This window comes from Actinoplanes hulinensis (genome assembly GCF_019429605.1).
Lineage (GTDB): Bacteria > Actinomycetota > Actinomycetes > Mycobacteriales > Micromonosporaceae > Actinoplanes > Actinoplanes campanulatus.
This window is the reverse complement of sequence record NZ_JAHXZI010000005.1, coordinates 120,290-146,734: the sequence shown is the minus strand read 5'-3', so window position 1 is coordinate 146,734 and position 26,445 is coordinate 120,290. Positions and strand designations below refer to the sequence as shown.

Genomic DNA, 26,445 nt, shown 5'->3' with positions numbered 1-26,445 from the left:
GTAGATCCTTAACGGATCATTAAGTACCTTTGTGAGCGTTCTCCAGGAAGCGAATTGATGCCGGAAGACGACACCCGCGACGGACTGCGGGTCGGCGGCTGGATTCCGCCCTATTCACCCGGCGGGGCATCCACCGGGCCGATCCGGCCGACCGTCCAACCCCCGCTACCCGGCGGGACCCGCCCCCGTGACCATTTCCCCCGACTCCGCGGCTCCGTGACGGCGCGCCCACGCCTCGTCCTGGTCGCCGCCCTCTGCCTCGCCTGCGCGGCCACCGCCGCGGTCGCCGTCGCCCTGGACGCCGCCCGCGGTCCCGAACCGGTGGCCGCCGAGTTCACCTTCCCGGCCGCGGCGCCGCAGACCTGGCCCGCGTGGCCGCCGGATCCCGGCACGTCCGACGCGCCGGTCAGTGTCGAACCGTCCCCACCAGCGAGTTCACTCTCCGCGACACCGACCGGCCGGCACACCACGGCGCCGGCCACCACGTCGGTGTCGACACGTACCGCGACCAAGAGGCCGACCCGCACGGCCACCGCCACGAAACCCGCGCCGGTGTCACTCTCCGTAGGCTCCACAGCCGGGCTGGCGGCGGCCGACGAGACCGCGCTGCGGGTCCGGCACCGCGATTACCGGGGCCGCCTGGACCGGATCGGCGACCGCGAACGGGACGACGCCAACTTCCGGATCCGTAGCGGACTCGCGAACAGCGGCTGCGTCTCGTTCGAATCTGTAAACTTTCCCGGATATTATTTGCGGCACCGGAACTACGAAATCCGGCTGGACCGGATCGACGGCAGTGAGCTTTTCCGTCAGGACGCCACTTTCTGTCCACTGACGATTCGTTCAGGTGCCGCGCTCGTGTTGCGTTCCAACAATTATCCGAGGCACTATGTCGTCTCCGGCGACCAGTGGTTGCGGATCGTGGAGACCTCCGCGGAGCGGGCCACCGCGTTCGTGCCGCGGGCCGCGCTCTGACCGCTCCCCGGCCGGCCCATCCGGCCGGGGAGCGGTCAGGCTCTTCCCTCGCTCGTCATCAGTTCGTGAAGACCGCGACTCCCCGCGCCTCCAGCACCTCGGGGGCGCCGGGGAGGGCGCGCAGGTCCACCGGCTGGTCGGTGCGGTTGATCAGGAACCAGTGGTCGCCGCGGATCGCCAGCTCCACCCGCCCGCCCAGCTCGGCCGGCAGCTCGCCGGTCACCCCGGCGGGGCCGAGCAGCCGCGGCAACAGCCCGGCGAGCCCGTCCGGGCCGAGGCGCGTGGAGACGTACGCCGCGGAGCCGGCACCCACCCGCCGCCGGGTGACCGCCGCCCGGTCCGCCTGCTCGCCGGTCGTGTAGCGGGCCAGCACCTCGACGTCCGGGCCGGCCACGTCGATCCGGTCGGTCCACAGTGTGCCGGTGGCGCCGTCGTCCAGCGTCACGCTCCCGCCGTCGAGCAGCGGCCCGAACTCCTCGATCCGGATGCCGAGCAGATCACGCAGCGCACCCGGGTAGCCGCCCAGCCAGACGTGGTCGTTCTCGTCCACGATCCCGGAGAAGTACGTGGTGACCAGGTGCCCGCCCGCGGCGACCCAGGCCTCCAGCCGGGCCGCGAGGCCGGCCGGGACCACGTGCAGGACCGGGGCGATGAGCAGCCGGTACTCCTCCAGCGGCCCACCGGCCGGCACCACGTCGGCGCGGATCCCGGCGTCCAGCAGCGCGGTGTACCAGTCCAGCGACTCCTGCCGGTACCGCAGCCGGTCGGTCGGGTGGGAGTCCTGCTCGGCCGTCCACCACGACTCCCAGTCGAAGACGATGCCGACCGAGGCGCGGCGGCGGCGTGAGCCGGCGATGGGCGCCAGCTCACGCAGCCGCTCCCCCAGCCGGACCACACTCCGGAAGAGGTCGCTGTCGGTCCCGGCGTGCGGCAGCATCGCCGAGTGGTACTTCTCCGCGCCGGCCCGCGACTGCCGCCACTGGAAGAAGCAGACCGCGTCGGCGCCGTGTGCCACATGGGTCAGCGAGTCGCGGGCCAGTTCGCCCGGCTTCTTCGCCACGTTGACCGGCTGCCAGTTGACCGCGCTGGTGGAGTGCTCCATCAGGAACCACGGCTCGCCGCCGGCGATGTTGCCGGTCAGGTTGGCCGAGAAGGACAGCTCGTCGCGGGCCTGCGGGCCGGGCAGCACGTAATGGTCGTTGGAGACGAAGTCGACCTCGGCGGCCCAGTCGGCGTAGTTCATCGGCTTCATCCCGCCCATCACCATGAAGTTCGTGGTGACCGGCACCTCCGGGGTGATCCGCCGGAGCAGGTCGCGCTCGGCCCGCAGGTGGTCCTTGAGGGCGTCCGAGGAGAACCGCTTGAAGTCGAGCTGCTGGGTCGGGTTCGGGTGCGAGGCGGCCAGGCGGGGCGGCAGGATCTCCTCGAAGTCGTCGTACCGCTGGGACCAGAAGGCGGTGCCCCAGGCGTGGTTGAGCGCTTCGATGGTGCCGTAGCGCTCGCGCAGCCAGACCCGGAGGGCGCGCGCCGCGTCGTCCGAGTAGTCGTACACGTTGTGGCAGCCCAGCTCGTTGTTGACGTGCCAGGCGACCAGCGCCGGGTGGTCGGCGTACCGGGTGGCCAGCTCGCTCACCAGGCGCAGGGCGTGCTCCCGGAAGACCGGCGAGGTGGGCCGCCAGTGCTGGCGGGCCCCCGGCCAGAGGATCTCCCCGGTTCGGGTGACCGGCAGGATCTCCGGGTGCTTCCGGGTCAGCCAGGGCGGCGGCGAGGCGGTGGCGGTGGCCAGGTCGACGGTGATGCCCCCGGCGTGCAGCAGGTCCATCACCTCGTCCAGCCACGCGAAGTCGTACTCGCCGTCGCGGGGCTCCAGCCGTGCCCAGGAGAAGATGGCGAGGCTGACGATGGTGACGCCGGCCTCGCGCATCGCGCGTACGTCGTCGTCCCAGACCTCGCGGGGCCACTGGTCGGGGTTGTAGTCGGCGCCGAATTCCAGACGCGCCGACCCGGCGCGGCGAAGCCAGCGCCGGGTCGTCTCGTTGCTCTGTGTCATTTAACCGTGAAACCCTGTTCCTGGCCGTACTTGACCGAAGCGTCCTGCCAGGACTTCAGCCCGTCCGTGAGCGTTCCCTGCCCGAGGTAGGCCTTGCCCACCGTGTCGCCGTAGATGCTGTTGGCGTAGACCTGGAAGGGCAGGTAGGACCATCCGGTGACGACCTGCCCGGCGGACTCGGCGAGCACCTCGTTGACCTTCTGGCCACCGAAGTACGGGAACTCCTTGTTCTTGAACTCCGGCGCGGCGAGGTGCTTGGTGGTCGCCGGGAAGGCGCCGTCGTCGATGCGGGTCTGCGCGCCCTCGTCGACGGCCGCGTACTTCAGGAACGCGTACGCGAGGGTCTTGTTGGCGCTCTTCTCCGGGATGGCCAGGGAGCTGCCGCCGTTCTCCGCGGTGGCCTTGCCGCCGGCCTCCCACTGCGGCATCGGGGCGACCCGCCACTTGCCGTTGGCGGCCGCCGCGCCCTTCTCCAGGTTGCTGGGCATCCAGGCGCCGGTGACCAGGGTGGCGATGGTGCCGTCGCCGAGGCCCTTGTACCACTCGTCGGTCCAGCCGACGACCGGCGAGAGCAGCTTGCCGTCGATCAGCTTCTGCCACTGGGTGGCGAACTTCGTGCTGCCCGGGTCGGCGAAGTTGACGCCGACCTCGGTGCCGCTGACCGTGTACGGCTTGCCGCCCGCCTGCCAGATCAGGCTGGTGGTGAACCCGGCGTCGCCGCTGTCGCTGGTGATGTACGCCTTCGGATCGGCCTTGTGCAGCTTGTCGGCGGCGGCCGCGTACTCCTCCCAGGTCGCCGGGACGGCGATGCCGTGCTTGTCGAAGACCTCCTTGTTGTAGAAGAGCGCCATCGGGCCGGAGTCGATCGGGAAGCCGTAGATCTTGTCGCCGGCGTGCACCGCGTTCCAGGTGCCAGGGGTGAACGTGCCGTCCAGCGACGCGGCCCCGTACACGTTCAGGTCCGCCACCGACTTGGCCAGCGCGAACTGCGGCAGCGCGTAGTACTCGATCTGCGCCACGTCGGGGATCCCGGTGCCGGCCGTGATCGCGTTCTGCAGGGCGGTGTACTGGTCGTTGCCCGTACCGGCGTTGGTGAGGTTGATCTTGACCTTGGGGTATTTGGTCTGGAAGTCGGCGGCGACCTTGGTGATCGTGGTGTCCCACGCCCAGACGGTCAGGTTGCCGCCCGCCTCCAGGGCGGCCGCGATGTCCGCCTCGGTGACCGTGGTCGGGGCCGCGGCGCCGTCGTCGGCGTCGTCCGAACCGGAGCAGCCGGTGGCCATGAGGGTTATCGACAGGGCGGCGCCGAGAAGCGCCCGCCGTCGGGTGATCGACATATGAATCCCTTCGGTGTTGGGGGATCTAAATGAGGCTTGTTCGCGACGGTGGAGACGTCCGTCGCACCTCACGCGGACGGGTCGGTACAGGTAGGTCGCGAACAAGCCTCATTGCTTGACGCTCCCCGCGGCCAGACCCGACTGCCAGTAGCGCTGGAGCATCAGGAAGGCCACGGTGAGGGGGATGATGGTGAGCAGGGAGCCGGTGATCACGAGGTCGAAGACGACGTCGCCGCCGACCGTGATGGCCTGCCTGTTCCAGGAGTAGAGACCCAGCGTGAGCGGGTAGAGGTCGGCGTTCTTCAGCATGATCAGCGGCATGAAGAAGTTGTTCCAGGCCGCCACCAGGTTGAACAGCAGCACGGTGACGAGACCGGGCGCCAGCAGCGGCAGCGCGAGCTTGAAGAAGATCCGGAACTCGCCGGCCCCGTCGCACCGGGCCGACTCCAGGATCTCGTTCGGCACCGCCTCCGTGGAGTAGGTCCACATCAGGTAGAGGCCGAACGGCGACACCAGCGACGGGATGATCACCGCCCACGGGGTGTCGGTGAGCCCCATCTTGGCGAACAGCAGGAACGTCGGTACGGCCAGGGCGGTCGGCGGGACCGCGATGCCGCCGAGCACCACGGCGAACACCGCGCGGCGGCCGCGGAAGTCGAACTTGGCCAGGCCGTACCCGGCGAGCGCGGCCAGCAGGGTCGCTCCCCCCGCGCCGACCACCACGTAGATCACCGTGTTGAGCATCCAGCGGCCGAACATGCCGTCCTGATAGGTGAACGTGTCGGCGATGTTGTCGAAGAGGGCGAACTCCCCGCCGAACCAGAGACCGAACGTGCCGAGCAGGTCCTCCTGGGTCTTCGTGGCGCTGATGAACAGCCACGCCAGCGGCAGGATCGCGTACACCAGCATCACGCCGGTGACCACGGTGAGAACGGCGCTGCGCCTACGCGGCTTGCGGGCCGCGGGTTTCAGCGGGGGGCGGCCCGGACGGCGCGCCGCCGCCCGGACGGTGGGCGTGGCGCTCATCGGGCCTCCCCCCGCATGGCGCGAAGCTGGAAGAGGTAGGCCACGACCATCGTCGCCACACCCATCAGCAGCGCGATGGTGGCCGAGTAGTTGATCTGCTGCCCGGCGAACGACAACTGGTAGGCGTAGATGTTCGGGGTGAAGTAGGTGGTGATCGAGTTCGGCGCCAGGCTGTCGAGCACCTGCGGCTCGTTGAAGAGCTGGAAGCTGCCGACGATCGAGAAGATCGTGGCGACGACCAGCGGCCCGCGCAGCGCCGGCAGCTTGATCGACCGGATGATCCGGAGCTCGCCGGCCCCGTCGATCGCGGCCGCCTCGTAGAGCGAGGCGTCGATCACCTTCAGGCCGGAGTAGAGGATGAGCATGTTGTAGCCGACGTATTCCCAGGTCACGATGTTGCCGATGGTGGCGAGGATCCAGCCCGGCGCCAGCGGGTCGGGCAGGTTCAGGCCGAGCGCCTCGTTGATGCTGCCGACCAGGCCGAACCGGATGCCGTAGAGGAAGCCGGCCATCAGGGTGGCGACGACCGACGGCACCGCGTACGGCAGGAAGATCGCGACCCGGAAGAACCCGGCGCCGTAGAGCCGCCCGCTGTCGATGGCGAGCGCCACCAGCAGGGCCAGCCCGAGCATGATCGGCACCTGGATCAGCAGGAAGAGCGCGACCCGGGTGATCGCCTCCCAGAACTGCGGGTCGCTGAGCGCCTTGGTGTAGTTCTCCAGGCCGACGAAGGTGGTGCCGCCGACCAGGCGGGTACGAAACACGCTGAGGTACGCCGAGTACGCGATCGGCGCCAGGAAGACCAGCGTGAAGAGCGCGAGGAACGGAGCGGTGAACTGCCACCCGATCCATGAACGCCGGGTCAAACCTGCCCCCTCCCGAGGATGTTTACGTAAACATCAGCGTCATGTTTACGTAAACATGACTGCCGTATAGTGGCACGGGCCACAAATCACGGTCAAGGAGTGATCAAGATCGAACCACCCCGGCTGCGCGCCTCCTCGGACGTCCCCGGCGGCCGGCGCAAACAGCGCGTGTCCATGGCCGACGTGGCCCGCCTCGCCGGGGTCTCCTCACAGACCGTCTCGCGCGTGGCCAACGGCTCGCCCGGCGTCGTGGAAACCACCCGTGAGCAGGTGCTCGCCGCGATGAGCGAGCTCGGTTACCGGCCCAACAGCGCGGCCCGCTCCCTGCGCTACGGGCGGTTCAACACGATCGGGGTGATCCTGTTCGGGCTGTCCTCCATCGGCAACAGCCGGACGGTGGAGGCGATCGCCACCCACGCCGCCGCCGAGGGGTACGCGATAACGCTCATCCCGGTCGGCGCGCCCACCCAGGACAACGTCCTGGGAGCGTTCACAAGAATGGGCGAGCTCGCGGTCGACGGCGTCATTCTCATCATCGAGGTACACCTTCTCGACGCGGCCGCGGTGACCCTTCCGCCGGGCGCCCACGTGGTGGTCGTCGACTCGGACGCCGGCGACCGCTATCCGGTCGTCGACACCGACCAGGCCGACGGCGCCCGGCAGGCCGTCCGGCATCTGCTCGACCTGGGACACCGCACCGTCTGGCACCTCGCCGGGCCGGCCGGGTCGTTCTCCGCCGAGCGCCGCGCCTCGGCCTGGCGCCAGGTCCTCGAGGAGGCCGGCCGTCCGGTGCCCGCGCTCGAGCGCGGCGACTGGTCCGCCGACTCCGGTTACCGGGCCGGGCTGCGGCTGGCCGGCGACCCGTCCTGCACCGCGATCTTCGCGGCCAACGACCAGATGGCGCTCGGCGTGCTCCGGGCCCTGCACGAGCGCGGCCGCCGGGTGCCGGAGGAGGTCAGCGTGGTCGGGTTCGACGACATCGCCGACGCCGGTTCCTACCTGCCCCCGCTGACCACCGTGCACCAGGACTTCGCCGAGGTGGGGCGGCGCTGCGTGGACGCCCTGCTGCGCCAGATCCACGACGAGCCGACCGGGCCGGGCACCGACCTGGTCGCCACCCGCCTGGTGATCCGGGCCAGCACCGCCGCTCCCGAAGTCTGATCAGGGACTGCGCGCACCGTCGGCCGAGTGGATCCTTCAGGGGAGAACTTCGACGCGGAGGAGAAGCGCATGCCATCGAGACTCAGTGCCGCCGAGATCCTGGAGCGGGCCCGCGCCGGCGCCGAGACGGCCACGGCCGGCCGGGTCTTCGGCCCGCCGATCGAGCGTGACGGCGTCACCGTCGTCCCGGTCGCCGTCGTCAGCGGGGGCGGAGGCGGAGGCGAGGGCGGCGGGACGTCCCCGGGCGACGACCCCGGGGACGGCGGCACCCCGCAGGGGGAGGGCTCCGGCGGCGGGTTCGGCTACACCGCCCGCCCGGCCGGCGTCTACGTCATCCGCGACGGCGACGCCCACTGGCGGCCCGCCGTCGACGTCAACAAGATCGTCATCGGCGGTCAGCTGATCGCTGTCGTGGCCCTGTTGGTCGCGCGGTCGGTCCTGCGCCACCGCCGCCGCCGCCGCTGACGGCGGCGGCCCTCAGGAGGCGAAGTCCCCGGCCAGGCGGCGCTCACCGATCTCCCAGGCGAGGATGTACTGCCGGATCATCCTGGCCACGTCCTCCTCGGCGCCGAACCGGAGGATCAGGTGCTCGCCCGGATCGCCGTGCGGCGCCTGGCGGATCGTGTGGACGACGCCGCTCAGCCGGACCTCGGCGTCGCCCAGCCACACCGCGGCCTCCACCCGGTCCCCCTGGGACAGGGTGGTCGGCTGATCGATCCAGCAGCGCAGGCCGCCCTCGCTGATGTCGAGCAGCGCGCCCTCGGCCGGCTGGCCGTTGACCTCGGTGTCCAGCTGGACCACCGCGCCCGCCCCGCCCCGGACGAATTCGCGCCGGTTGTCGTGGCGGGCGCTGCCGGACGGCACGAGCGTCCACCCCGGTGGCGAGTCGGAGATCTGGGTCAGGCGGCAGGGCAGCACGACCCGGGTCCGGGGCGGGGCCCAGAAGATCTCGATCTCGCGGCCCGGCGCGAACACGGTCAGGCCGGTGGTCTCCAGCGGTGCGCTGAGCAGGAGCGCGCCATCGTCGATCGCCTGGAGTTTCGCCCGCAGATTCAGGCCCTCACCCATGGCGATGAAGACCGTGCTGCCGATCTCCGGCAACTCGATCGGCGGCGCGCCCTCCATCGCGGGAACGGACATCGAATCGGCCACACCGTTACTCATCTGCTACCTGCTACCTCACGAAAGACGCCGTTACCGGCAGTTCGGACGCCTTTCCATCGGCGGGCCGCACCCGAATGTGACCATCCTGGTCCGATCATGTTCGTTCCAGTGCGGGTTCGGGGTAGCGGGCCAGCCGGAGACGGCGCGCGAACACCGCCAGGGTGAGGCCGGTACAGAGCAGCCAGACCACCGCGGCGTGAGCGAGACCACGCCACAGCAGGTCGGTGCCGCCGCCGTCGACCGCATAGGTGCCGATCTCCCGGGCCGACCAGAACGGCATGAACTTCGCGATCGTGCCGGCCGGGTCGGCGAGCATCTGCACGGCACAGACCGAGAGCAGGGCCAGGGCGCCCTCCAACTCGCGGGGCAGCAGCGCGCCGACCAGGCTGCCGAACGGCGCCGCGATCAGGGCGGTGGTCCCCATCATCAGGGCGATCGCCCAGAACCGGTCGATGTCCTGATCGATGCCGACCAGGACCAGGTATCCGCCGGCCAGCAGCAGGCCGAAGCCGCTCATCGCGATCAGGCGGCCGCCGATGATGCCGGCCACCGAGGCGCCGGAGAGACGCAGGCGGGGGTCGACGCCGCGGGCCGAGTTCACCACGAAGAGGGTGAGGGTGGAGACGGCCCAGGCGATACCGAGGGTGAGCATGCGGGTGGACTGGCCGGTCAGGTCCCGCCGGACCAGGTAGAACCAGAGCGGCAGGGAGATCACCAGCAGCAGCGCGGTGCGCCGCCGGCCCACCTCGCGGGCCGACAGCCCGGCCACCGTCAGCGCGGTCATCGGTCTCCTCCGCCGTGTGCGCCCAGGTCCAGCACGTGATCGACGTTCTCCAGCTCGTGCAGCAGGTGGGTGACCACGATCACGGCCCGGCCGGCGTCGCGCCACTCCCGCACCTGACGCCAGAAATCCAGGTACGACCCCTGGTCGAACCCCTGGTACGGCTCGTCGAGCAGCAGCAGGTCCGGGCCGTGCAGCTCGCCGAGGACCAGGTTCAGCTTCTGCCGGGTGCCGCCGGACAGCTCCTGCACCGGCTGGTGACGGCCGGGACGCCAGGCCAGACGGGACGCGAGATGCGTACCGGTGGATCGGGCCTTGCGTGGCGCCATGCCGGCGGCGGCCCCGAAGAGGGTGAAATGCTCCTCGGCGGTGAGCCAGCCCGCGGTGCCGCCGTCCTGCGGGACGAAACCCACCCGGCGGGTCCGCCGGACGTCGCCGCCGGTGGGGCGGGTCAGCCCGGCGCAGATGCGCAGCAGGGTGGACTTGCCGCAGCCGTTGGCGCCGACGATCGCGGCCACCTCGCCGCCGCGAACGGTGAGGTCGACGCCGGAGAAGACCTCGCGCCTGCGGTACCGCTTGCTCACCCCGGTCAGCCGCAGCATCACCGGCCCGGGCAGCGCGGGGACCGCCGCGGTCGGCGCCTGGAGCTCGGTGACGAGATGACGGGCGTACAGGTGTGCCGGGCCGAAGAACCGGTCCGGGTCGGCGGCGTGCTCCCCGGCCTGGGCGGCGGTCTCCGCACCCAGTTGCCGGGCCCGCTCCGGCTGCACGCCGAGCCGGACCAGCTCCGCCTCGAACCGATTCGGCCAATCGCTCATGCCGCCACCTCCGCCGCGCTCCGGTGGCGCCACGAGACCTGTGCTGAGCCCGATGATTCGCTCGCAAGCTCGCTCATCGGACCCGCTCCCCGATCAGGGAGTCGACGCCGTCACGGAAGCCGCGCCACTCCTCTGCCTGAGCGTTGAGCGTGCCGAGCCCGGCCGGGGTGATCGCGTAGTACTTCCGGCGCGGCCCGGAGCCGGACGGCGCCCAGCTCGGCGAGGCCAGCCCCTGCTGTTCCAGGCGCAGCAGCGCCGGGTAGAGGGTGCCGCCGGGGATGTCGGCGACGCCTGCCGCGGCCAGCCGCTGAGCCAGCCCATACCCGTAATCGGGCTGGTCACGCAGCATGGCGAGCAGGCAGAGATCGAGGAAACCGTGCAGCCACGGCCGGGGGGTCATGTAGGAAGGCTAACTGCTTAGCAGACCGCCTATCTACCCGGCCCGGAAAAATAGTTCGGCGTTCGACTGCACAGATCGGCCCCGGGGTGCGTCGATTGAGTTGTGACCTTCGAGCAGTTCGCGTTGGCCCGCCTGCCCAGCCTCCTGCGCTACGCGGTCGTCCTCACCGGCGACCGTGACCTGGCGCAGGACGTCGTTCAGGAGGTGCTGGCGCGGGCCCAGACCCGATGGCGGCGCATCAGCGACGCCGACTCCCCGGAGGCGTATGTCCGGCGCATGGTGCTCAACGAGTACCTGTCCTGGCGGCGCAGCTGGGCGGTCCGGCACGTGCACGCGGCCGGCGAGCGCCTGATCGAGCTGGACGACGCGCGCGGCGGTGTGCGCGACCACGCGGACGGCGTGGTCGAGGCCGACGCGCTGTGGCACCGGCTCGCCGCGCTGGGCCGCAAGCAACGGGCCGTGCTGGTGCTGCGCTACTACGAGCAGCTGGACGACGACGCGATCGCCGACCTGCTCGGATGCACGGCCGCCACGGTGCGCAGCCACGCGTCGAGGGCACTGAGAACCCTCCGGCTCGACAAGGAGTCGGACTTGCGAGTACCTGCCGAGGAGAGGTCGTGACCGAGCACGGAGACCGGCTGCGGGAAGCCTTCATCACCCACGAGAACCAGACGCCGGATCCCGCCGCGGTCTACGCCCGCGTCGAAGAACTGGCCCGCAAGCACAAGTGGCGCCGCCGCTCGGCGCAGGCCGCGGGCGGGGTGGCGCTCAGCGCCGGCCTGATCGCGGGGATCACCCAGATGCCGGGGTTCCTGCCCGGCGAGGCGGCGCCGTCCGGCCCCGTCATCGAGGTCGCCGCACCGAGCGCCACGCCGTCGTACACCGACGACCAGGCCTTCGACGCCTACTTCGAGGCCGGGTTCGGTTACACCAACGCTCTGGAGCTGGCCAAGCTCTGGAACATGACCGACACCCAGGCGGGCGACATCAAGCTGCTCGCCGGGCGGAAACTGCTGGCCGGGGAGACCCTGCCGGTCCAGCCGAAGCCGAACACCGAGGGCGTTCCGGGGCAGACCGAGGACGGTCGCAACTCGGAGGCGTTCTTCAACGGGGGCTACGACTGGGACGACGCCGTCAAGCTCGCCAAGCTGTGGAAGCTCGACGACCCGTACCAGGCCAAGATCGAGGGCGGCAAGCGACTGCTGGCCGGCGAGACCCTGCCGATCAAGCCGGACCCGAAGCAGCTCGAGGAAGCGCGCAAGTCGAAGCTCGCCACGATCTTCTGGGAGGCCGGTTACGACGGTGAGGACGCCGCGAAACTGGCCAAGCTGTGGAAGATGGACAGCAACGACACGTACGCCGTGAAGGTCGAGGCGGGCCGTCGCCTGGAGGCCGGCGAGACCCTCCCGATCAAGCCGTGATCCCGGAGCTGCGCCGGCGCATCGGCTTCGAGATCGAGCTGATGGCCCCACCCGGGGTCAGCCGGCGCACTCTCGCGCTGGATCTGGCCGGACGCTGCGGAGGCAGCGTCCGGCCGGTGTGGCACCACGACAGCGAGCCGTCCCTGGTTCCCGGCCTGGGACGGTTCCTGCACCTCACCCAGGGTTTCGAGGTGCGCCGGCCGGACGGAACGCCCCTGTGCACGCTGGTCGACGACATCACCCTGACGCGCGGGCTCGACCCCCGGGCGCCCGCCATCCCCGGCTGGTTCCGGGTGCTGACCGACGACACCCGGCTGCTGCGCCTGCTCTCCGCCCGCTGCGATCCGGGGACCACCCTGCCCCGGGTGCTGGAGCCGGCGGCCGAACTGTGGGGCACCACGGTCGAACGGCACGGCGACATCTACCGCCTCAACGACGCGGCCGGCGCCACGATCGCCCTGGCCTCCCCCGCCGGCGGCGAACGGGAACGCCCCTGCGAGATCATCACCCCACCGCTGTCGGCGGGCCATCACGCGGAGCTGTCGTTCCTGCTCGGGGTCGCCCGGGGGCTCGGTTTCACGGTCCCGCACGAGGCGGCCGTGCACCTGCACGTCGATGGCGGCCCGTTCCGGGAGGCGCCCGCCCTGGCCAATCTGATCAGGTTGTTCGCCCACTGGCGGGAGCCGTTGCGGACGCTGCTGGCCACCAATCCGGCCTGCCGTCGTCTGGCCCCGCTGCCCGCGCCGCTGGTGGACGCTGTTGCCGGGACCCCGACCATCACCGAGCTACGCCAGGCAGCCCAAACAGGGCAGATCACGAAATTTTATGATGTGAACCTGACGCAGGTGCTGACGGACACCCCTCCCCTGCGCGACACCGTGGAGATCCGGATCCTCCCCGGCGCCATCGACGCGGACGAGATCGTGCACCGCGCCGCCCTGGTCGAGCTCCTGCTCGATCGCTGCCTCGATCCGGCCCCGATCCCCTCGGGCCCGGCGACCCCCGACGCGCTCCTGGAGATGGCCGCCGCAACCCTAGTTCAAGATCAATAACCCCTTCTCCGGTACGGGCCGAGACGCCCCAGACGCATTCGGCACGTCCCGTGGCGCACCGCGAGGCCCGTGCGTGATACAGACCGTGCCGCGACCGCCGGGCTTGACCGGGTGACCCGGCCGGCTTCAGGAGCTGTTTCAACGGGCCTGAGACAGCTCCTGAAGCCAGCCGGACAAGGTCGGCCCGGCAGGGCGGGGCAGGCGGGCCTGCCCTGCCGGGTGGTCGAGGGCGCGACATGTCGAGAGTCGCGGACGGTGGTGGACACCGGGAGGTGCCCTGCGGGATTCGGGGGCGCCGCGGCGCTGTCAGTGGACGATCAGGTGGGTTGCCGGTGTTCGGCCAGGTCGGCGAGGACGTCGCGGGCGGCGGGGGCGATGCGGGGCGGCACGCCCAGGTCCTCGAGCAGTTCGGTGGCGGCGGCCATCTCCTCGCGACGGCGTACGGCGTGTTTGACGGAGCCGTCGACCAGGCGGTCCAGGGTGTCGGCGTTGCTGCGGATCAGCTCGTCGCGGATGTTGCCGCGCAGCCACTCCTCCAGACCCGCGGCCCGGGCGGCGGTCAGCGCCTCGGTGACAGCGGCGGCCATGCCCTTGTAGAAGACGCTGCGCAGCAGTTTGCGGGTGGCGGCCGCACCGACCGGACCGTCCAGCACGGTCACCGTGGCGCCGTATCCACCGAGCACGGTGGCGAACTCGGCGGCGGCCGGGCCGCTGGCGGTCATCTGAGTGCGCAGTCCGCGGCCGGGTACCGGGGACATCAGGGCGACGTCGACCACCCGTACCGTCTGGCCGCCGAGCGCCGCGAGCGTCTCCTTGAGGCCGGGTGTCGCGGTGTTGAGATCGGCCCAGATGGCGCCGGGGGCCAGCGACGGCAATGAGTCGCGCAGGGCGTCCGCCGCGTCGGCGGCGCTGTTGACGCTGAGCACGATCGACGCCCCGGCGCACGCCTCGGCGTCGCTGCCGGCGGCCCGCACCCCGGCCGGGGGCGGAACCTTCGGGTCGTAGCCCTGGACGGTGGCGCCCGCGGCGACCAGGTCGGCCGCGATGAGACCACCTGCCTCACCCAGACCGAGGACGGCGATGACGGTTTCCGTCATGGATGGACCTCCAGACACTTCACGGCCGGCTGGGCGGCGTCAACAGTCTTCGTCGCGGATGGGCCCGGGAAGCCTCGGGGCGGGTGGGTAGCAGGGACAGAATGAACCGGTGCCGCAGGAGCCGGCCGCGCAGGGTCTCGGTGACCGTGTCGGTGGTGGGCGGCGATCCGGCGGATCAGTTCGTGCAGGTGCTGTTCCAGGTCACGGTGGCGCCGCTGGGCGCCGGTCTCGGCGGCCGGGGTTGGGGGCACACGCGCCTCCTCAAAGACCGGCGGAACTGATTGAAGGGGAGTGTTCCAAGGCGGCGACAGGATTGTCAACAATTGTTTCGCCGGGATCGCTGGCCTAGGCTCGGGTCTGGCAGCCGCGCCTTCAGGGCATCTCCGCCGCGCGGATTGTTGACAATGTTGTTGCTAATCGGATTGGGAGACGCGATGACCGATTCGACCCTGGTACTCACCGCCCACCCCGGCGATTTCGTCTGGCGTGCGGGCGGGGCGATCGCCCTGGCGGCGTCCCGCGGTCAGCGTGTGGTGATCGGCTGCATGAGCTTCGGCGAACGCGGCGAGTCGGCCTCGCTCTGGCGCAAGGGTTACACGTTGCAGCAGGTCAAGGACCACCGCCGGGCCGAGGCCGAGCAGGCCGCGAAGGTGCTGGGCGCGGAGATCCGGTTCTTCGACGCCGACGACTACCCCCTCGTCGAGACGCCGCGGCTGCTCCAGGGGCTGATCGACCTGTACCGGGAGGTGCAGCCGTCGGTCGTGCTGACCCACGCGGCGGCCGACCCGTACAACGGCGACCACGCGTTCGCGCACGCCATCGCGCTCAAGGCCCGGATCCTGGCGCAGGCGCCGGGCGTCGAGGGGCCGGGCGAGGTCATCGGGGCGCCGCCGGTGTTCAGCTTCGAGCCGCACCAGCCGGAGCAGTGCGGTTTCATCCCGAACGTGCTGCTCGACATCACCGCGGTGTGGGAGACCAAGCGCGCGGCCATGCGGATCCTGGCCGCGCAGAAGCACCTGCACACCTACTACACCGAGCTGGGCAGCCGGCGCGGACTCCAGGCGTCACGCAACTCCGGGCCGAACCTGGGACTGCCGAACGACACCTGCGCCGAGGCCTACATGCGGCTCTACCCGCAGGTCACCCGGGAGTTGTCCTGATGGCCCGGCACGTCGTCGTCCGTACCGGGAAAAGGGTTTCCGAAGAGGTTCTGAAGGGCCTCGCGGAGGCCGGCGCGTCCACGGCGCACGAGGCGGACGGCCGGCGCGGCGCGGTCTCCCCCGATCTGCGGCCGATCCAGGCCGGCGCCCGGATCGCCGGCAGCGCGGTGACCGTCTCCTGCCATCCCGGCGACAACCTGATGATCCACGCGGCCGTGGAGCAGGTGCGGCCCGGTGACGTCGTGGTCGTCACGACCACCTCGCCGTCGACCGACGGGATGCTGGGCGACCTGCTGGCCACCTCGCTGCGGGCCCGGGGCGCGATCGGCGTGGTCCTGGACGCCGGGGTGCGCGACGTGGCCGAGCTGCGCCAGATGGGTTTCCCGGTGTGGTCGCGGGCGGTCAGCACCCAGGGCACGGTGAAGGCCGGCCCGGGGTCGGTGAACGTGCCGATCGTGGTGGGCGGCCAGGTCGTCGGTCCCGGTGACGCGATCGTCGCCGACGACGACGGTGTCGTGGTGATCCCGCACGAGCGGGCGGCCGCGGTCCTGGCGGCGGCGCGGGCGCGTACCGCGAACGAGGACGCCAAGCGGGCGCGGCTCGCCGCGGGTGAGCTGGGCCTGGACATGTACAACCTGCGGCCGCTGCTGGCGGAGCTCGGCGTCGTCTACGTGGACGAGCCATGAGCTCCCTGCGGTCGCTCATGGCTCGTCGGGACTGCGCCTTTGACTCCCGAGTGGGGGAACAGCAATGAGCATCCCGGTCGTGATCATGCGTGGCGGCACGTCCAAGGGGGCGTACTTCCTCCGGGAGGATCTGCCCGCGGACGAGAGCGAGCGGGACGCCCTGCTGCTGTCGGTGATGGGCTCCCCGGATCCGCGGCAGATCGACGGCATCGGCGGCGGCCACCCGCTGACCAGCAAGGTCGCAGTGGTCGGCGCCTCGGGCGATCCGGAGGCCGACGTCGACTACCTGTTCCTCCAGGTGCAGGTGGATCAGCCGCGGGTCAGCGCGGAGCAGCCGTGCGGCAACATCCTGGCCGGGGTCGGCCCGTTCGCCGTCGAGCGCGGCCTGGTGGCGGCCTCCGGCGACGTCACCCCGGTACGCGTCCGCATGGTCAACACCGGCGCCCTGGCCGTGGTCTCGGTCCCCACTCCCGGCGGGCGGGTCGAGTACGCCGGGGACACCGCGCTCAGCGGCGTGCCCGGCACGGCGGCCCGCATCGAGGTGGAGTTCCGGGACACGGCCGGCTCGGTCGCCCCGGGGCTGCTGCCCACCGGCCGGATCGTCGACGAGCTGGACGGTGTCCCGGCCACCCTGATCGACAACGGCATGCCGGTGGTCCTGATGGCCGCCGCGTCACTGGGTGTCACCGGCGAGGAGACTCCGGCCGAGCTGGAGGCGGACGGTCGTCTGCGCCGCCGGGTCGAGGAGCTGCGCCTGCTCGCCGGCAAGCTGATGGGTCTCGGTGACGTGAGCGCGACGACCGTACCGAAGATGTGCCTGATCTCGCCGCCGACCGAGGGTGGCACGCTGAGCACGCGCATGTTCATCCCGCATCGCGTCCATGCCTCGATCGGCGTGCTCGCCGCCGTCACCGTGGGCACCGCCGTGGCGATGCCCGGCAGCGTGTCGCACACCGAGGCCGGCGGCATCGTCCGGCTGGAGCATCCGACCGGTTTCTCCGACGTCGTCATCGATCCGGGCACCGGCCGTTCCGCGATCGTCAGCACCGCCCGCCTGCTCATGGAGGGGCGGGTCCATCCCCGTCGCAACACGGAAGGGGCCGTCATCCATGGCTGAGAAGATCCGCGACATCGCCCACGTCTCCGCGGTGGAGCTGCTGACCCCGGTCCTCGACGACACGGTCCGGTTCTTCACCGACACCATGGCGATGGAGGTCGTCGAGCGGCGCGGGAACAGCGCGTACCTGCACGCCTGGGACGACTACGAGAGCTTCACCGTGAAGGTGACCGGCTCGGGCACCTCCGGCATCGGCCGCACCTGGCTGCGGGCCCGCAGCCCGGAGGCGCTGGAGCGGCGGGTTCACGACATCTCGTCCCTGGGACTCGGTGCGGGGTGGAGCAAGGACGAGCCGGGTTACGGGCCGGTCTTCCACTTCACCGACCCGGACGGGCACCCGTTCGGTCTCTACTACGAGACCCGGCGGTACGTGGCCTCGGACGCCACCCGCCCGTCGCTGAAGAACCAGGCCGCGAGGTTCCCGGGCCGCGGCTCGAACGTGCGGCGGCTGGACCACGTCAACTTCCTGGCGCGGGACGTGCCGCCGAACGCGGACTTCGTGGCGACCGCGCTGACCGGCCGGGCCAGCGAGCAGATCGTGCTGAACGACGGCACGCAGGCGGCGGTCTGGTACACGTTCAGCGACAAGTCCTACGACGTCGTGTACACCCGGGACTGGACCGGCTCGCGGGGCCGCCTGCACCACGTGGCGTTCGCGACCGATACCCGGGAGGACATCCTGCGTGCCGCGGACGTGTTCCTGGAGGCCGGCGTGCACATCGAGACCGGGCCGCACAAGCACGCCATCCAGCAGACCTTCTTCCTGTACGTCTGGGAGCCCGGCGGCAACCGCATCGAGTTGTGCAACGCGGGCGCCCGGCTGCTGCTCGCCCCGGACCACGAGGTGGTCACGTGGACCGAGGCGGAACGCGCCAAGGGCCAGGCCTGGGGCTTGAAGACGATCGAGTCCTTCCACACCCACGGCACGCCGCCGGTGGCCGAGGCCGAGTGGGCGTAGTGACGGCCTAGCCGTGGGCCGCCGGGGTGTCCTCCAGCGACCGGAGCACCTCCACCACGCTCGCGATGTGCTCGCGCATGGCCGTCTCGGCGGCCGCCGGGTCGCGGTCGCGGATCGCCGTGATGACGCGCTCGTGCTGCGGCAGGGAGACGGCCGGCCGGCCCGGCAGCAGTGACAGCATGAACTGGTGCCGGGCCAGCTGGGCGCGCAGCGTGCCGATCAGCCGGTCCGCGGTGGCATGGTTGCCGATCTTGCGGATCAGGCCGTGCAGGCGCTGGTTGAGGTCGCTGTAGCGGCGGAACTCGCCGGCCTCCACGGCGCGGCGCATGAGCAGGCCGATCTCGTCGAGCTCGCTGGCCTCGGCCTCGGTGACGCGGTCCGCGGCCTGTGCCGCCACCAAACCCTCCAGCACCATTCGGACCTGGGTGATCTCGATCGTCTCGGCCAGGGAGATCTTGCGGACGTGGGCGCCGCGGTTGCGCTGGATCTCGACCAGGCCCTCACCGGAGAGGTCCTGCAGGGCCAGCCGGATGTTGAACCGGCTCACCCCGAACCGCTCGATCAGCTGCGCCTCCACCAGGCGTTCGCCGGGCATGTACTCCCCGGCCAGGATCGCGGTGCGCAGTTCGTCGCGCGCGGTCGCCTTGTCCTTCCCGTCAGCCGTGCCACGTGGCCGTGACCGGCGTACGCCGGTGAGGTTCTTCTCCGCAGACATGTGGATCCCGTCGTCCCGTGCCGACAGCCTGTTCAGTGCCGGTACGATACCGCGCTCTCCCGATCACCGCCGGTCAAGATCTTCGCTGCCCTCGAAGCCGGGCTTCCCCTTTTTCAAGATCAAACCCCTTCCCGGTACGCCGGGAGCACACTCGATCGTGGATTGTTGACGATATTGCTCGCCATCTTGTTAAGAACTCGTGTCGAGACTTGTCGGCCACCGCCTCCGCTTCGCTCCGCCCCGTCCAGCCGGTCATCGACTGCTCCGACGTCACCGGCCCGGACCTGGCCGGCGTCACCATCCGCTCCGCCACGGTGACAGCGCCGGCACCCCGGCCCCGTACTGCGCCGTCGAGGGCGTCATCGCCCCGGCGGACACCATCGTCATGCGCCTGCCGGTGAACGGATGAACGCAGCGGTACCTCCAGACCGGGTACGGCGGGCTGTGCGGCACCGCGCGGATCAACTGCACCCAGGCGGCGGCGTGCGCCCCGGTCGCCGACGACCGGCGGTCAACTACGACTGGCTCGGCGCAGGCCTCCACACCCACGGCTACCAGACCACGTGCCAGTCCTCAAACGGCAAGCTGCTCCGCGCCCCGTCCCACCCCATCCCCCACCCGCTGACCCACATTCACCCCACGGCCGCACCACCTACGGCCCACCCCGTCGCGATCTTGTACGGTTTCCCACCCGCTCCGGTGGCCGATCGTCCAAGATCGCGGGCCGCAGGCACGGAGCAAGCAGGACGCACTCACCCTGCCGGACCTTGGACGAAGCACCACCGGATGCGGTGGGCAAACATCCAAGATCGCGGGTGGGATGGAGGTGGGAGGGGAGGGAGGAAGTGCGGGTCAGGGGGTGTTGAGGAAAGTGAGCAGCTCGCTCGTGAAGGCGGGGACGCGGACGGCGCCCAGGTGGTCGCCGTCGATGACGGTGAGGCGGGCGCCGGGGATGGCCTTCGCCAGGAGTTCCGGGCGGGTGGCCAGGGCGTCGTCGCGGCCGGCCAGGACCAGCGTGGGCACGGTGATGGCGTCCAGCGGGATGGGCGCGGCGTGCAGGGCGGCGGCCTGCGCGGCCAGGGCGACGCGGTCGCCGCCCACCGCGTCGACGAAAGCGCGGAAGCCGGCGGCGGCCGGCGAGGTGATGGTCTTCGGGTCCGCGGCCTCGAACGCCTCGCGGAAGTCACCGGCCGGGATGATCCGCGTGTCGACGCCGCCCAGCTCGACCACCGCCGAGCCGACGCCCCCGACGACCAGGCGGCGGACCCGGGTGTCGCGGGTGGTCAGCAGGAGCGAGACGACGGCGCCCATCGAGTAGCCGGCCACGTCGACGGTCTCGATGCCGAGCAGGTCGAGCAGGGTGGCGACGTCGGCGGCCATCCGGGACTCGCCGTAGAACGACGGGTCGTGCGGCTTGCCGGAGCGGCCGTGCCCGCGGGCGTCGATGGCCACGACGTCCCGGCCGGCGGCGGTGAGGGCGTCGACCACCCCGGGCAGCACCCAGTTGGTGAGGCCGTTCGCGATGAATCCGTGGTGCAGCAGCACGGGTGGCAGGGCCGGCTCGGCCTCCCATCGCTGGTAGTAGATCTCCACACCATCGGTGGCCTGGAAGGTCGGCATGGCGGGTCCCCTCTTCGTGATGCGAGCGGACGACAGCGTATGCACCGCACCGGATGAGCGGGATCGGTGAGATCGCCGGTGTGGTCAGAGTCTGCGACGCGGGCGCGTCCGGCACGTTGATCGCGATACATTGCGGCGGTGACCCCCACTCAGTTGCGCGCCTATTCCGCCGTGGTCCGGTGCGGCTCGGTGAAACAGGCGGCCGCACAGCTCGAGGTGTCCGAGTCGGCGGTCTCGCTGCACATCGGACAGCTGCGCAAGGAGCTGGGTGATCAGCTGTTCTCACGGTCGGCGAACGGGCTGACGTTCACGCCGGGCGGGCTGCGCCTGGCCAGCCGGGCCACCGAGCTGCTCGGCCTCCAGGACATCACGGTGCTGGAGGTGAGCGCGGCCGGGCAGGGGCGGCGGCTGCTGCGGGTGGGCGCCTCCAGCCTGTTCGCCGAGCACGGCGCGCCGGGCCTGATCGAGCTGTTCGCGAGCCGGGCCGCGGACCTCGACGTCGAGCTGAGTGTCCGCAACCCGGGGTCGTTCGTGCCGGCGCTGATCGAGCGGCGCATCGACATCGCGATCGGCCCGCCGCCGGCCCTGCCGGATCCGGCGGTGGTGTGCCGTCCGGTCATGTACTACAAGGTCGTCACGGTGGCCGGCCCGGACCATCCGCTGGCCGGCACCCAGCCGTCACCGCGGCAGCTGCGCGACCAGACGTGGCTGCTCGGGCCGTCCGCCGCCGCGGACCGGGGCGCCATCCCGACGTTGCTGCGCCGGCTCGGGGTGCCGGACGACCGGCAGCAGATCTTCCAGAGTCACGCGGCCGCCATCGAGGAGGCGAAACGCGGGCACGGGGTGGCGGCGGCGCTGTCGTTCACCGTGGCGCCGGAGGTCCGCAAGGGACATCTCGTGCAGTTCTGCGGGCCGCACACCGGACTGGAGGACGTCTGGCACTCGCTGACCCTGGCCGAGACCGGGGCGCCGTCCGCGGCGGCCGAGTTGGCACGCTTCGCGTCGACGCCCCGGGCCATTCAGGCGATGATGCGCGGGGCCGGGGTCAATGTGGGACGGTTCAAGCCGTCGATCCACGTGACTCTGTGGAGTTGATGCTCCGCGGCAGCAGCTGGGCGGCGATGAGGGTGGCCAGCGCGCCGTTGTCACTGCCGCCGTCGGTGCGGATCACCACCGGCTGCGGGGCCTGACCGGCCAGTTCGGCGCCCACCTCGAGCCGGCGCAGGGCCAGCTCGTACTGGAGGACGGCCCGGTTGTCCCGGTACGCCTGGGCGAGCCGCCGCTGGGCCTTCGCCTCGTTCTCCGCGGCGATCAGCCCGCTGCGGCCCCGCGTCTCGATCTCGAACCGGACCCGCTGGGCGTCGGTCTCCTGCTTCTCCAGCAGCTGGGCGACCTGCTCACGGGCCTTGTTGAGGGCGGCCTTCACCTCGACGATCCGGGCGTCCCGGACCTTCTTGGCGCGCTCGATGTCCATCTGGAGCTGGTCGATGCGCCGTTTACGGGTGAGACCCCACTCCTGCTCGTAGGCGGCGCTCTCCTTGGCGACCCGCTCCCGGGTGGCCAGGTGCTGCTGGTACTGGGCGGGCAGCTGCACGTCGGGGATGTTGCAGCCGGTGATGCGTACGCCGTACCGGGTCAGCTGGCGGTTGAGCAGCTCCTGCATGTCGGCCACGTCGGAGCCGCGCAGGTCGTACGCCCGCTCGGTCTGCACGAGCCGGGCCCGCTGCCGGATGGCGTCCTGGACGGCGCTGGACAGCACCGCGAGCAGGCCGAGCCAGAGCGCGGCGATCCAGCCGAGCCGCCGCCGGTGCTTCGGGATGACGACCGGTACGAGCGTGCCCGCCTCACCGCCGCGCAGCAGCCGGGCGATGTCGCTCCACGGCGCCACCGCCTCGGTGATGACCGAGCTGCGCCCACCGAATGACCTGCTCATGCCTGCTCCTCGAAGTCGTCGGTGGAAGAGGAGACGGGGGAAGAGGAGTGGGGAGAAGAGGCGGGGGCGGCTCGCAGCGCCTCGATCTCCGGCTCCCGCTCGGCGATCCGCTGCGCGACCGAGGCCAGGCGATCACGCATGGCGGCCATGTCGGCCGGGGTGAACAGTTCGGTGCCGCGCTCGCCGAGCATCTCCCGGGCCAGTTGCAGCAGGTCGATGCCGGCCGCCGCGTTGGGGTCGCCGGACCCGCCGATCCGGACCAGCCGGGGCAGGTGCCCGGCCACCTCCTCCAGCCGGTCCAGCACCTCACGCTGGTAGCGGTATTCGAGGATCTCCGGCGCCTCGGCCGTGGTGACCGCCCGGATGTCCAGGGCCTGCGCCTCCAGCAGGGCGGCGTTGGCCTTCGCCTCGGATTCGACGAGCACGTACCGCTGGCGGGCCAGTGCCTCGGCCCGGTTGGTCTCCCGCTCGACCGCGGTGTCCATCTGTGCCTGGTACTGGGCGATGTCGGCCTGGATGGCGGACAGCGTCTCGGTGAGGGTGGCGAGCTCCTTGGTCAGGTCGCCCTCGTCCTGCTCCTTGCGCAGCGTCAACGCGTACTCATGGGTGTAGGCGTCCTTGGCGACCCGGACCATCTCCGGCGCCGCGAGGTCCATCCGGTATCTCTGGTCGGCCGGCTCGGCGTGGGTGATGTTGGCGTTGGTCAGCTCGACGGCCGGGCGGAACTGCTGGTTGAGCATGTCCAGCAGCCGGCCGGAGTCCTCGCCGACCATGTTGTAGATGTCGGCGGCCGCCTGCTCGTAGATCAGGCTGCGGATCGTCTCGCTCACCGCGTTGCTGAGCTTCTCCTCGAAGCCGCGGACCGCGCCGAGCGTGTAGACGAACTCCACCGGGTCGTTGATCCGGAACTGGATGAACAGGTCGATCGACGCCTTCACCCCGCCCTTGGTGGGCGCCTCCCGGACCGGGGCGTTGAACGGGTACTCCCGCGTGGTGTTAGCGACAGCACCGGCAGCATGGTCGCCAGGGAGCGGCCCTTGGGGATCACCATGGGGCAGATGACGTGCACCTGCTCGCCCTCCAGCCGCTGCAGCTCGCTGCGGTTGAGCACCTCACCGGCCTCGTCGAGCGGGACGGTGCGCTGCTCCATCACGGTGTCGACGCTGCCGCCGAGCTCCTGGGCGGCCGGGAAGTCGCTGGGATCGACGCCCATCTCCGAACCGGTGAGCCGCCGCATCTCCGCCCGGGCCACCTCCTGCGGGTCCGCTCCCTCGACGATCGCTCCCGCGGCTCTTCGCAGGCTCTGCTGGATCCGTGCCACTACCTTCCTCCCCCACTGGAAAGCGCTGAGCCTATCGCCGGCCGGCCACTTCCTGTAGACAGCGGACAGCCTGAATGAGGTCGGCGAAGGTGGCGGCCGGCAGCAGCCGGTCACAGGACGGCAGGGCCGCGGCCATGCCGCCGACGCCGGGGGTCCATCCAGGAGCGCCGGCGCGGGGATTCAACCAGATGATCCGGTACGCACGGCGCCGCAACCGGGCCATGACGGCGGCCATTCGTTCCGGCGGGTCGCTGTCCCACCCGTCCGAGGCGACGATCACCACGCCGCCGCGGACCGTCTCGCCGTGGTGCGAGTCGAGCAGCGCGCCGAGGTTCGCGGCGATCCGGGTGCCGCCGAACCGGTCGCCGACGGCCGCCCCGGCCTGTTCGATCGCCTCGGACGGCGAGGTGTGCCGCAGTGGCACGGTGAGCCGGGTCAGCCGGGTGGCGAAGGCGAACACCTCGGCGTCGGCGACAGTGGCGAACGCGCGCATGAGCTGGAGGTACGCGGCCGCCTGGGCGCGCATCGACTCGCTGACGTCGCAGAGCATCACGACCCGGCGCGGGCGCGGCACCGGCCGTTCCCGGACCACGGTGACCGCCTCCCAGCCGGTACGCCGGGCCCGGGCGATGGTGGGCCGCAACGCCACCCGGCGGCCGGCCGGATGTGCCCGGTGGCGGCGGCCGCGCCGGTGCGGCCAGTGGGTGAGCGCGTCCCGCAGCGCCTCGCCGAGCGCCGCGGTCTGTCCGGCGTCCAGGTCCTCGAAGGGCCGCTCGGCCAGTGCCGCCAGCTCGCTGGGCCGCAGTTCGGGCAGGTGGAGGCCGTCCTCGGCGGGTGACTCGCCGGCCGCGACGGCCGGCGGCAGGGTGGCCCACGGCAGCCCGTCGCCGCCGGAGGTCTTCTCGTCCCCGGTGCCGGGGACCGCCACGTTGGCGCCGTCGTCGCGGCGGGACGGCGGGGTGGCCGAGCGGCTCAGCGGCAGTGGCGGGCTGTCGTCGAAGACGGTGGCGAAGACCCGGTCGAAGACGGCCAGGTCGGCGTGCCGGCGGACCAGGGTGATCCGGGCCGTCCAGTAGAGCGCGCCGCGGGACACCGGTGGGCTGGCGGCCAGTGCCCGTACCAGATCGTCGGTCTCGGTGATCCCGGCCGGGAGGCCGGCGGCGCGCAACCGGGCCGTGAACGCCACCGCGAACGCGGCCCGGTCGGTGCCGCGCAGCAGCACCGGGGCAGGGTCAGCCGCGGGCAACGAACCAGATGACGACGGCGGCGACGACCGCCACGCCGATGCCGACCGGAATGAGCCGTTTGTAGACGGATCCGCCGGCGACGGCCAGCAGATCGAGTGCCTCCGGCTCGGCCGTCTCCTTCACCGCGACCGAGGCGGGGGCGGGGGCGGGGGGTTCCGCGGCGGGCGTGCCGGCCTCCACGACGGGAGCGGCCTCCTCAATGGCAGCGGCCTCGGCGACGGGTTCCTCGGCGGCCAGCTTCGCCTCCAGGTTCGCGACGAACTGGGCGAGCAGCTTCGAGGACACCTCCTTGATCATGCCGCTGCCGAATTGGGCCAGCTTCCCGCTGATCCTCAGGTCGGTGTCGACCGAGACCCGGGTGCTGTCCTCCCCCTCCGGCGACAGCGACGCGCTGACCACGGCGGCCGCGTTGCCGGCCGACCGGGCGTCGCGGCCCTTGGCGTCGATGACCGCCCGGTAGGCCGTGTCGTCCCGCTCCACGAACCGCGCGGTCCCGGAGAAGTCCGAGATCACCGGACCGACCTTGACCTTCACCTTTCCCTGGTAGACGTCGCCCTCCACCCCGGTGAGCCGGGCGCCCGGCATGCAGGGGGCGATGCCCTCCAGGTCGGTCAGCACCTGCCAGGCACGGTCGACCGGGATCCGTACGGTGAACTCGTTGGTGATCTTCATTGGGGGCTCTCCCGGGTTACGGCCTCGGCGACCAGGATCCGGTCGTCGGGGGTTTTGGCGATGGTGCCGATGGTGCGCGGAACGTCCCCCGCGGCGAGGTCGGCGACGCCGAGAGCCACCAGCGCGGCGACCCAGTCGATGGTCTCGGCGAGGCCGGGCGCCTTGTCCAGTTCGAGCCCCCGGACGCGGCCGATGAACTCGGTGGCGTCCCGGATCAGCGGCTCGGTGGCGGCCGGTACCGCGCGGCGCACGATCGACGCCGCGCGGTCCGGGGCCGGGAACTCGATCCAGTGGTAGAGGCAGCGGCGGCGCAGCGCGTCGTGCAGGTCGCGGCTGCGGTTGGAGGTGAGCACCACGACCGGCGGCCGGGTGGCGGCGAAGGTGCCCAGTTCGGGAACGGTCACCGACGCCTCGCCGAGGAACTCGAACAGCAGCGCCTCGAACTCGTCGTCGGCCCGGTCGATCTCGTCGATCAGCAGCACCGGCGGGGTCGGCCCGTCGTGCCGGACGGCGCGCAGGATCGGCCGTTCCAGCAGGAAGTCGTCGGTGAACAGGGAGGAGTCGTCGGAGGCGTGGCCGAGCCGGATGTGCAGCAGCTGACGCTGGTAGTTCCACTCGTACAGGGCCTCGCCGGCGGTCAGGCCCTCGTAGCACTGGAGGCGGATGAACGGCGTGTCGAGCGCGTCCGCCAGCGCCTTGGCGGCGGCGGTCTTGCCGACGCCCGGCTCGCCCTCCAGCAGCAGCGGCTTGCCGAGACGCAGGGCCAGGAAGATCGCCATGGCGAGGCCGTCGTCGACCAGGTAGTCGACGGCGTCCAGACGCGCGATGACCTCGTCAGGAGTGTTCAATCGGAAGCAGCCGTTCGTCG

General features: G+C 71.3%; 29 protein-coding genes. 12 read left to right on the top strand and 17 right to left on the bottom strand.

Features of this window, described 5'->3' with window-relative positions:
• Window positions 1–57: 57 nt before the first annotated feature.
• Complete coding sequence (locus KZ829_RS11270) at window positions 58–975, top strand: AbfB domain-containing protein (protein WP_220143796.1); 918 nt, start codon at window positions 58–60, stop codon at window positions 973–975.
• Between the two features lie 58 nt (window positions 976–1,033).
• Here KZ829_RS11270 and KZ829_RS11265 read toward each other — a convergent pair whose 3' ends face one another.
• From KZ829_RS11265 to KZ829_RS11250, 4 genes are all read right to left on the bottom strand, one after another.
• Entirely contained in the window at window positions 1,034–3,025 is a 1,992-nt protein-coding gene (locus KZ829_RS11265) for a beta-galactosidase (protein ID WP_220143795.1), read from the bottom strand.
• Window positions 3,022–4,362: an ABC transporter substrate-binding protein gene (locus KZ829_RS11260; RefSeq protein WP_220143794.1), complete on the bottom strand. Its 1,341-nt coding sequence runs from the start codon at window positions 4,360–4,362 to the stop codon at window positions 3,022–3,024. The genes KZ829_RS11265 and KZ829_RS11260 overlap by 4 nt, the downstream gene beginning before the upstream one ends.
• 108 nt (window positions 4,363–4,470) lie before the next feature.
• Complete coding sequence (locus KZ829_RS11255) at window positions 4,471–5,388, bottom strand: carbohydrate ABC transporter permease (protein ID WP_220143793.1); 918 nt, start codon at window positions 5,386–5,388, stop codon at window positions 4,471–4,473.
• Window positions 5,385–6,254: a carbohydrate ABC transporter permease gene (locus KZ829_RS11250; protein WP_220143792.1), complete on the bottom strand. Its 870-nt coding sequence runs from the start codon at window positions 6,252–6,254 to the stop codon at window positions 5,385–5,387. The genes KZ829_RS11255 and KZ829_RS11250 overlap by 4 nt, the downstream gene beginning before the upstream one ends.
• A gap of 99 nt (window positions 6,255–6,353) precedes the next feature.
• On the opposite strand from KZ829_RS11250, the gene KZ829_RS11245 reads away from it, so the two are divergent.
• Complete coding sequence (locus KZ829_RS11245; RefSeq protein ID WP_229806926.1) at window positions 6,354–7,415, top strand: LacI family DNA-binding transcriptional regulator; 1,062 nt, start codon at window positions 6,354–6,356, stop codon at window positions 7,413–7,415.
• A 69-nt stretch (window positions 7,416–7,484) separates the two neighbouring features.
• Window positions 7,485–7,880 (top strand): sporulation protein, encoded by a 396-nt coding sequence (locus tag KZ829_RS11240; RefSeq protein WP_220143791.1) that lies wholly within the window; start codon window positions 7,485–7,487, stop codon window positions 7,878–7,880.
• Between the two features lie 12 nt (window positions 7,881–7,892).
• On the opposite strand, the gene KZ829_RS11235 is transcribed toward KZ829_RS11240, so the two are convergent.
• The 4 genes from KZ829_RS11235 to KZ829_RS11220 all read right to left on the bottom strand — a co-directional run bounded on the left by KZ829_RS11235 (window position 7,893) and on the right by KZ829_RS11220 (window position 10,578).
• Window positions 7,893–8,579: a PilZ domain-containing protein gene (locus KZ829_RS11235; RefSeq protein ID WP_246635444.1), complete on the bottom strand. Its 687-nt coding sequence runs from the start codon at window positions 8,577–8,579 to the stop codon at window positions 7,893–7,895.
• Window positions 8,580–8,673: 94 nt separating this feature from the next.
• Window positions 8,674–9,363, bottom strand: coding sequence for a hypothetical protein (locus KZ829_RS11230; protein ID WP_220143790.1), 690 nt, complete (start codon window positions 9,361–9,363; stop codon window positions 8,674–8,676).
• Window positions 9,360–10,178, bottom strand: coding sequence for an ABC transporter ATP-binding protein (locus KZ829_RS11225; protein WP_220143789.1), 819 nt, complete (start codon window positions 10,176–10,178; stop codon window positions 9,360–9,362). Before KZ829_RS11225 ends, KZ829_RS11230 begins: the two co-directional genes overlap by 4 nt.
• A gap of 73 nt (window positions 10,179–10,251) precedes the next feature.
• A complete protein-coding gene (locus KZ829_RS11220; protein ID WP_220143788.1) occupies window positions 10,252–10,578 on the bottom strand; it encodes a PadR family transcriptional regulator in 327 nt (108 codons plus the stop codon).
• Between the two features lie 102 nt (window positions 10,579–10,680).
• On the opposite strand from KZ829_RS11220, the gene KZ829_RS11215 reads away from it, so the two are divergent.
• The 3 genes from KZ829_RS11215 to KZ829_RS11205 are packed head-to-tail and all read left to right on the top strand — an operon-like array spanning window position 10,681 to window position 13,051.
• The gene (locus KZ829_RS11215; RefSeq protein WP_183219719.1) at window positions 10,681–11,199 is read left to right on the top strand and encodes a SigE family RNA polymerase sigma factor; all 519 of its coding nucleotides are present in this window, start codon (window positions 10,681–10,683) and stop codon (window positions 11,197–11,199) included.
• Window positions 11,196–11,999 carry a hypothetical protein gene (locus KZ829_RS11210; RefSeq protein ID WP_220143787.1) on the top strand — a complete coding sequence of 268 codons (804 nt, stop codon included), beginning with the start codon at window positions 11,196–11,198 and terminating at the stop codon, window positions 11,997–11,999. The genes KZ829_RS11215 and KZ829_RS11210 overlap by 4 nt, the downstream gene beginning before the upstream one ends.
• Window positions 11,996–13,051, top strand: coding sequence for an amidoligase family protein (locus tag KZ829_RS11205; protein WP_220143786.1), 1,056 nt, complete (start codon window positions 11,996–11,998; stop codon window positions 13,049–13,051). Before KZ829_RS11210 ends, KZ829_RS11205 begins: the two co-directional genes overlap by 4 nt.
• 317 nt (window positions 13,052–13,368) lie before the next feature.
• Here the strand turns inward: KZ829_RS11205 and KZ829_RS11200 are convergent, their stop codons facing one another.
• Window positions 13,369–14,148, bottom strand: coding sequence for a DUF1932 domain-containing protein (locus KZ829_RS11200; protein ID WP_220143785.1), 780 nt, complete (start codon window positions 14,146–14,148; stop codon window positions 13,369–13,371).
• A 140-nt stretch (window positions 14,149–14,288) separates the two neighbouring features.
• Between KZ829_RS11200 and KZ829_RS11195 the strand changes: the two genes are divergently transcribed.
• From KZ829_RS11195 to KZ829_RS11175, 5 genes are all read left to right on the top strand, one after another.
• Entirely contained in the window at window positions 14,289–14,429 is a 141-nt protein-coding gene (locus tag KZ829_RS11195; RefSeq protein WP_220143784.1) for a hypothetical protein, read from the top strand.
• Between the two features lie 153 nt (window positions 14,430–14,582).
• Complete coding sequence (locus KZ829_RS11190; RefSeq protein ID WP_220143783.1) at window positions 14,583–15,308, top strand: PIG-L deacetylase family protein; 726 nt, start codon at window positions 14,583–14,585, stop codon at window positions 15,306–15,308.
• On the top strand, window positions 15,308–15,994 hold the full coding sequence (locus KZ829_RS11185) for a 4-carboxy-4-hydroxy-2-oxoadipate aldolase/oxaloacetate decarboxylase (RefSeq protein ID WP_220143782.1): 687 nt from the start codon (window positions 15,308–15,310) through the stop codon (window positions 15,992–15,994). Before KZ829_RS11190 ends, KZ829_RS11185 begins: the two co-directional genes overlap by 1 nt.
• A 64-nt stretch (window positions 15,995–16,058) precedes the next feature.
• The gene (locus KZ829_RS11180) at window positions 16,059–17,111 is read left to right on the top strand and encodes a 4-oxalomesaconate tautomerase (RefSeq protein WP_220143781.1); all 1,053 of its coding nucleotides are present in this window, start codon (window positions 16,059–16,061) and stop codon (window positions 17,109–17,111) included.
• Entirely contained in the window at window positions 17,104–18,069 is a 966-nt protein-coding gene (locus KZ829_RS11175) for a VOC family protein (RefSeq protein ID WP_220143780.1), read from the top strand. The genes KZ829_RS11180 and KZ829_RS11175 overlap by 8 nt, the downstream gene beginning before the upstream one ends.
• A gap of 7 nt (window positions 18,070–18,076) precedes the next feature.
• Here KZ829_RS11175 and KZ829_RS11170 read toward each other — a convergent pair whose 3' ends face one another.
• Together KZ829_RS11170 and KZ829_RS11165 are read right to left on the bottom strand one after the other, a co-directional pair.
• Complete coding sequence (locus KZ829_RS11170; protein ID WP_220143779.1) at window positions 18,077–18,784, bottom strand: GntR family transcriptional regulator; 708 nt, start codon at window positions 18,782–18,784, stop codon at window positions 18,077–18,079.
• 852 nt (window positions 18,785–19,636) lie between these two features.
• On the bottom strand, window positions 19,637–20,404 hold the full coding sequence (locus KZ829_RS11165; RefSeq protein WP_220143778.1) for an alpha/beta fold hydrolase: 768 nt from the start codon (window positions 20,402–20,404) through the stop codon (window positions 19,637–19,639).
• Window positions 20,405–20,542: 138 nt separating this feature from the next.
• On the opposite strand from KZ829_RS11165, the gene KZ829_RS11160 reads away from it, so the two are divergent.
• Window positions 20,543–21,499 carry a LysR family transcriptional regulator gene (locus tag KZ829_RS11160; protein ID WP_220143777.1) on the top strand — a complete coding sequence of 319 codons (957 nt, stop codon included), beginning with the start codon at window positions 20,543–20,545 and terminating at the stop codon, window positions 21,497–21,499.
• On the opposite strand, the gene KZ829_RS11155 is transcribed toward KZ829_RS11160, so the two are convergent.
• Genes KZ829_RS11155 through KZ829_RS11130 form a run of 6 tightly spaced genes read right to left on the bottom strand, consistent with a single transcriptional unit; the run spans window position 21,465 to window position 26,425 of the window.
• Window positions 21,465–22,337 (bottom strand): SPFH domain-containing protein, encoded by an 873-nt coding sequence (locus KZ829_RS11155; RefSeq protein WP_220143776.1) that lies wholly within the window; start codon window positions 22,335–22,337, stop codon window positions 21,465–21,467. The two genes, KZ829_RS11160 and KZ829_RS11155, sit on opposite strands and share 35 nt — an antisense overlap.
• Complete coding sequence (locus KZ829_RS11150; RefSeq protein ID WP_220143775.1) at window positions 22,334–23,275, bottom strand: SPFH domain-containing protein; 942 nt, start codon at window positions 23,273–23,275, stop codon at window positions 22,334–22,336. The genes KZ829_RS11155 and KZ829_RS11150 overlap by 4 nt, the downstream gene beginning before the upstream one ends.
• Window positions 23,272–23,658, bottom strand: a complete 387-nt coding sequence (locus KZ829_RS11145) for a hypothetical protein (protein WP_220143774.1) — start codon at window positions 23,656–23,658, stop codon at window positions 23,272–23,274. Before KZ829_RS11145 ends, KZ829_RS11150 begins: the two co-directional genes overlap by 4 nt.
• A 31-nt stretch (window positions 23,659–23,689) precedes the next feature.
• Window positions 23,690–24,880, bottom strand: a complete 1,191-nt coding sequence (locus KZ829_RS11140; RefSeq protein WP_308285429.1) for a vWA domain-containing protein — start codon at window positions 24,878–24,880, stop codon at window positions 23,690–23,692.
• Window positions 24,881–24,890: 10 nt separating this feature from the next.
• Window positions 24,891–25,577: an SRPBCC family protein gene (locus KZ829_RS11135; RefSeq protein WP_220143772.1), complete on the bottom strand. Its 687-nt coding sequence runs from the start codon at window positions 25,575–25,577 to the stop codon at window positions 24,891–24,893.
• Window positions 25,574–26,425 carry an AAA family ATPase gene (locus KZ829_RS11130; protein WP_220143771.1) on the bottom strand — a complete coding sequence of 284 codons (852 nt, stop codon included), beginning with the start codon at window positions 26,423–26,425 and terminating at the stop codon, window positions 25,574–25,576. The genes KZ829_RS11135 and KZ829_RS11130 overlap by 4 nt, the downstream gene beginning before the upstream one ends.
• Between the last annotated feature and the right edge of the window lie 20 nt (window positions 26,426–26,445).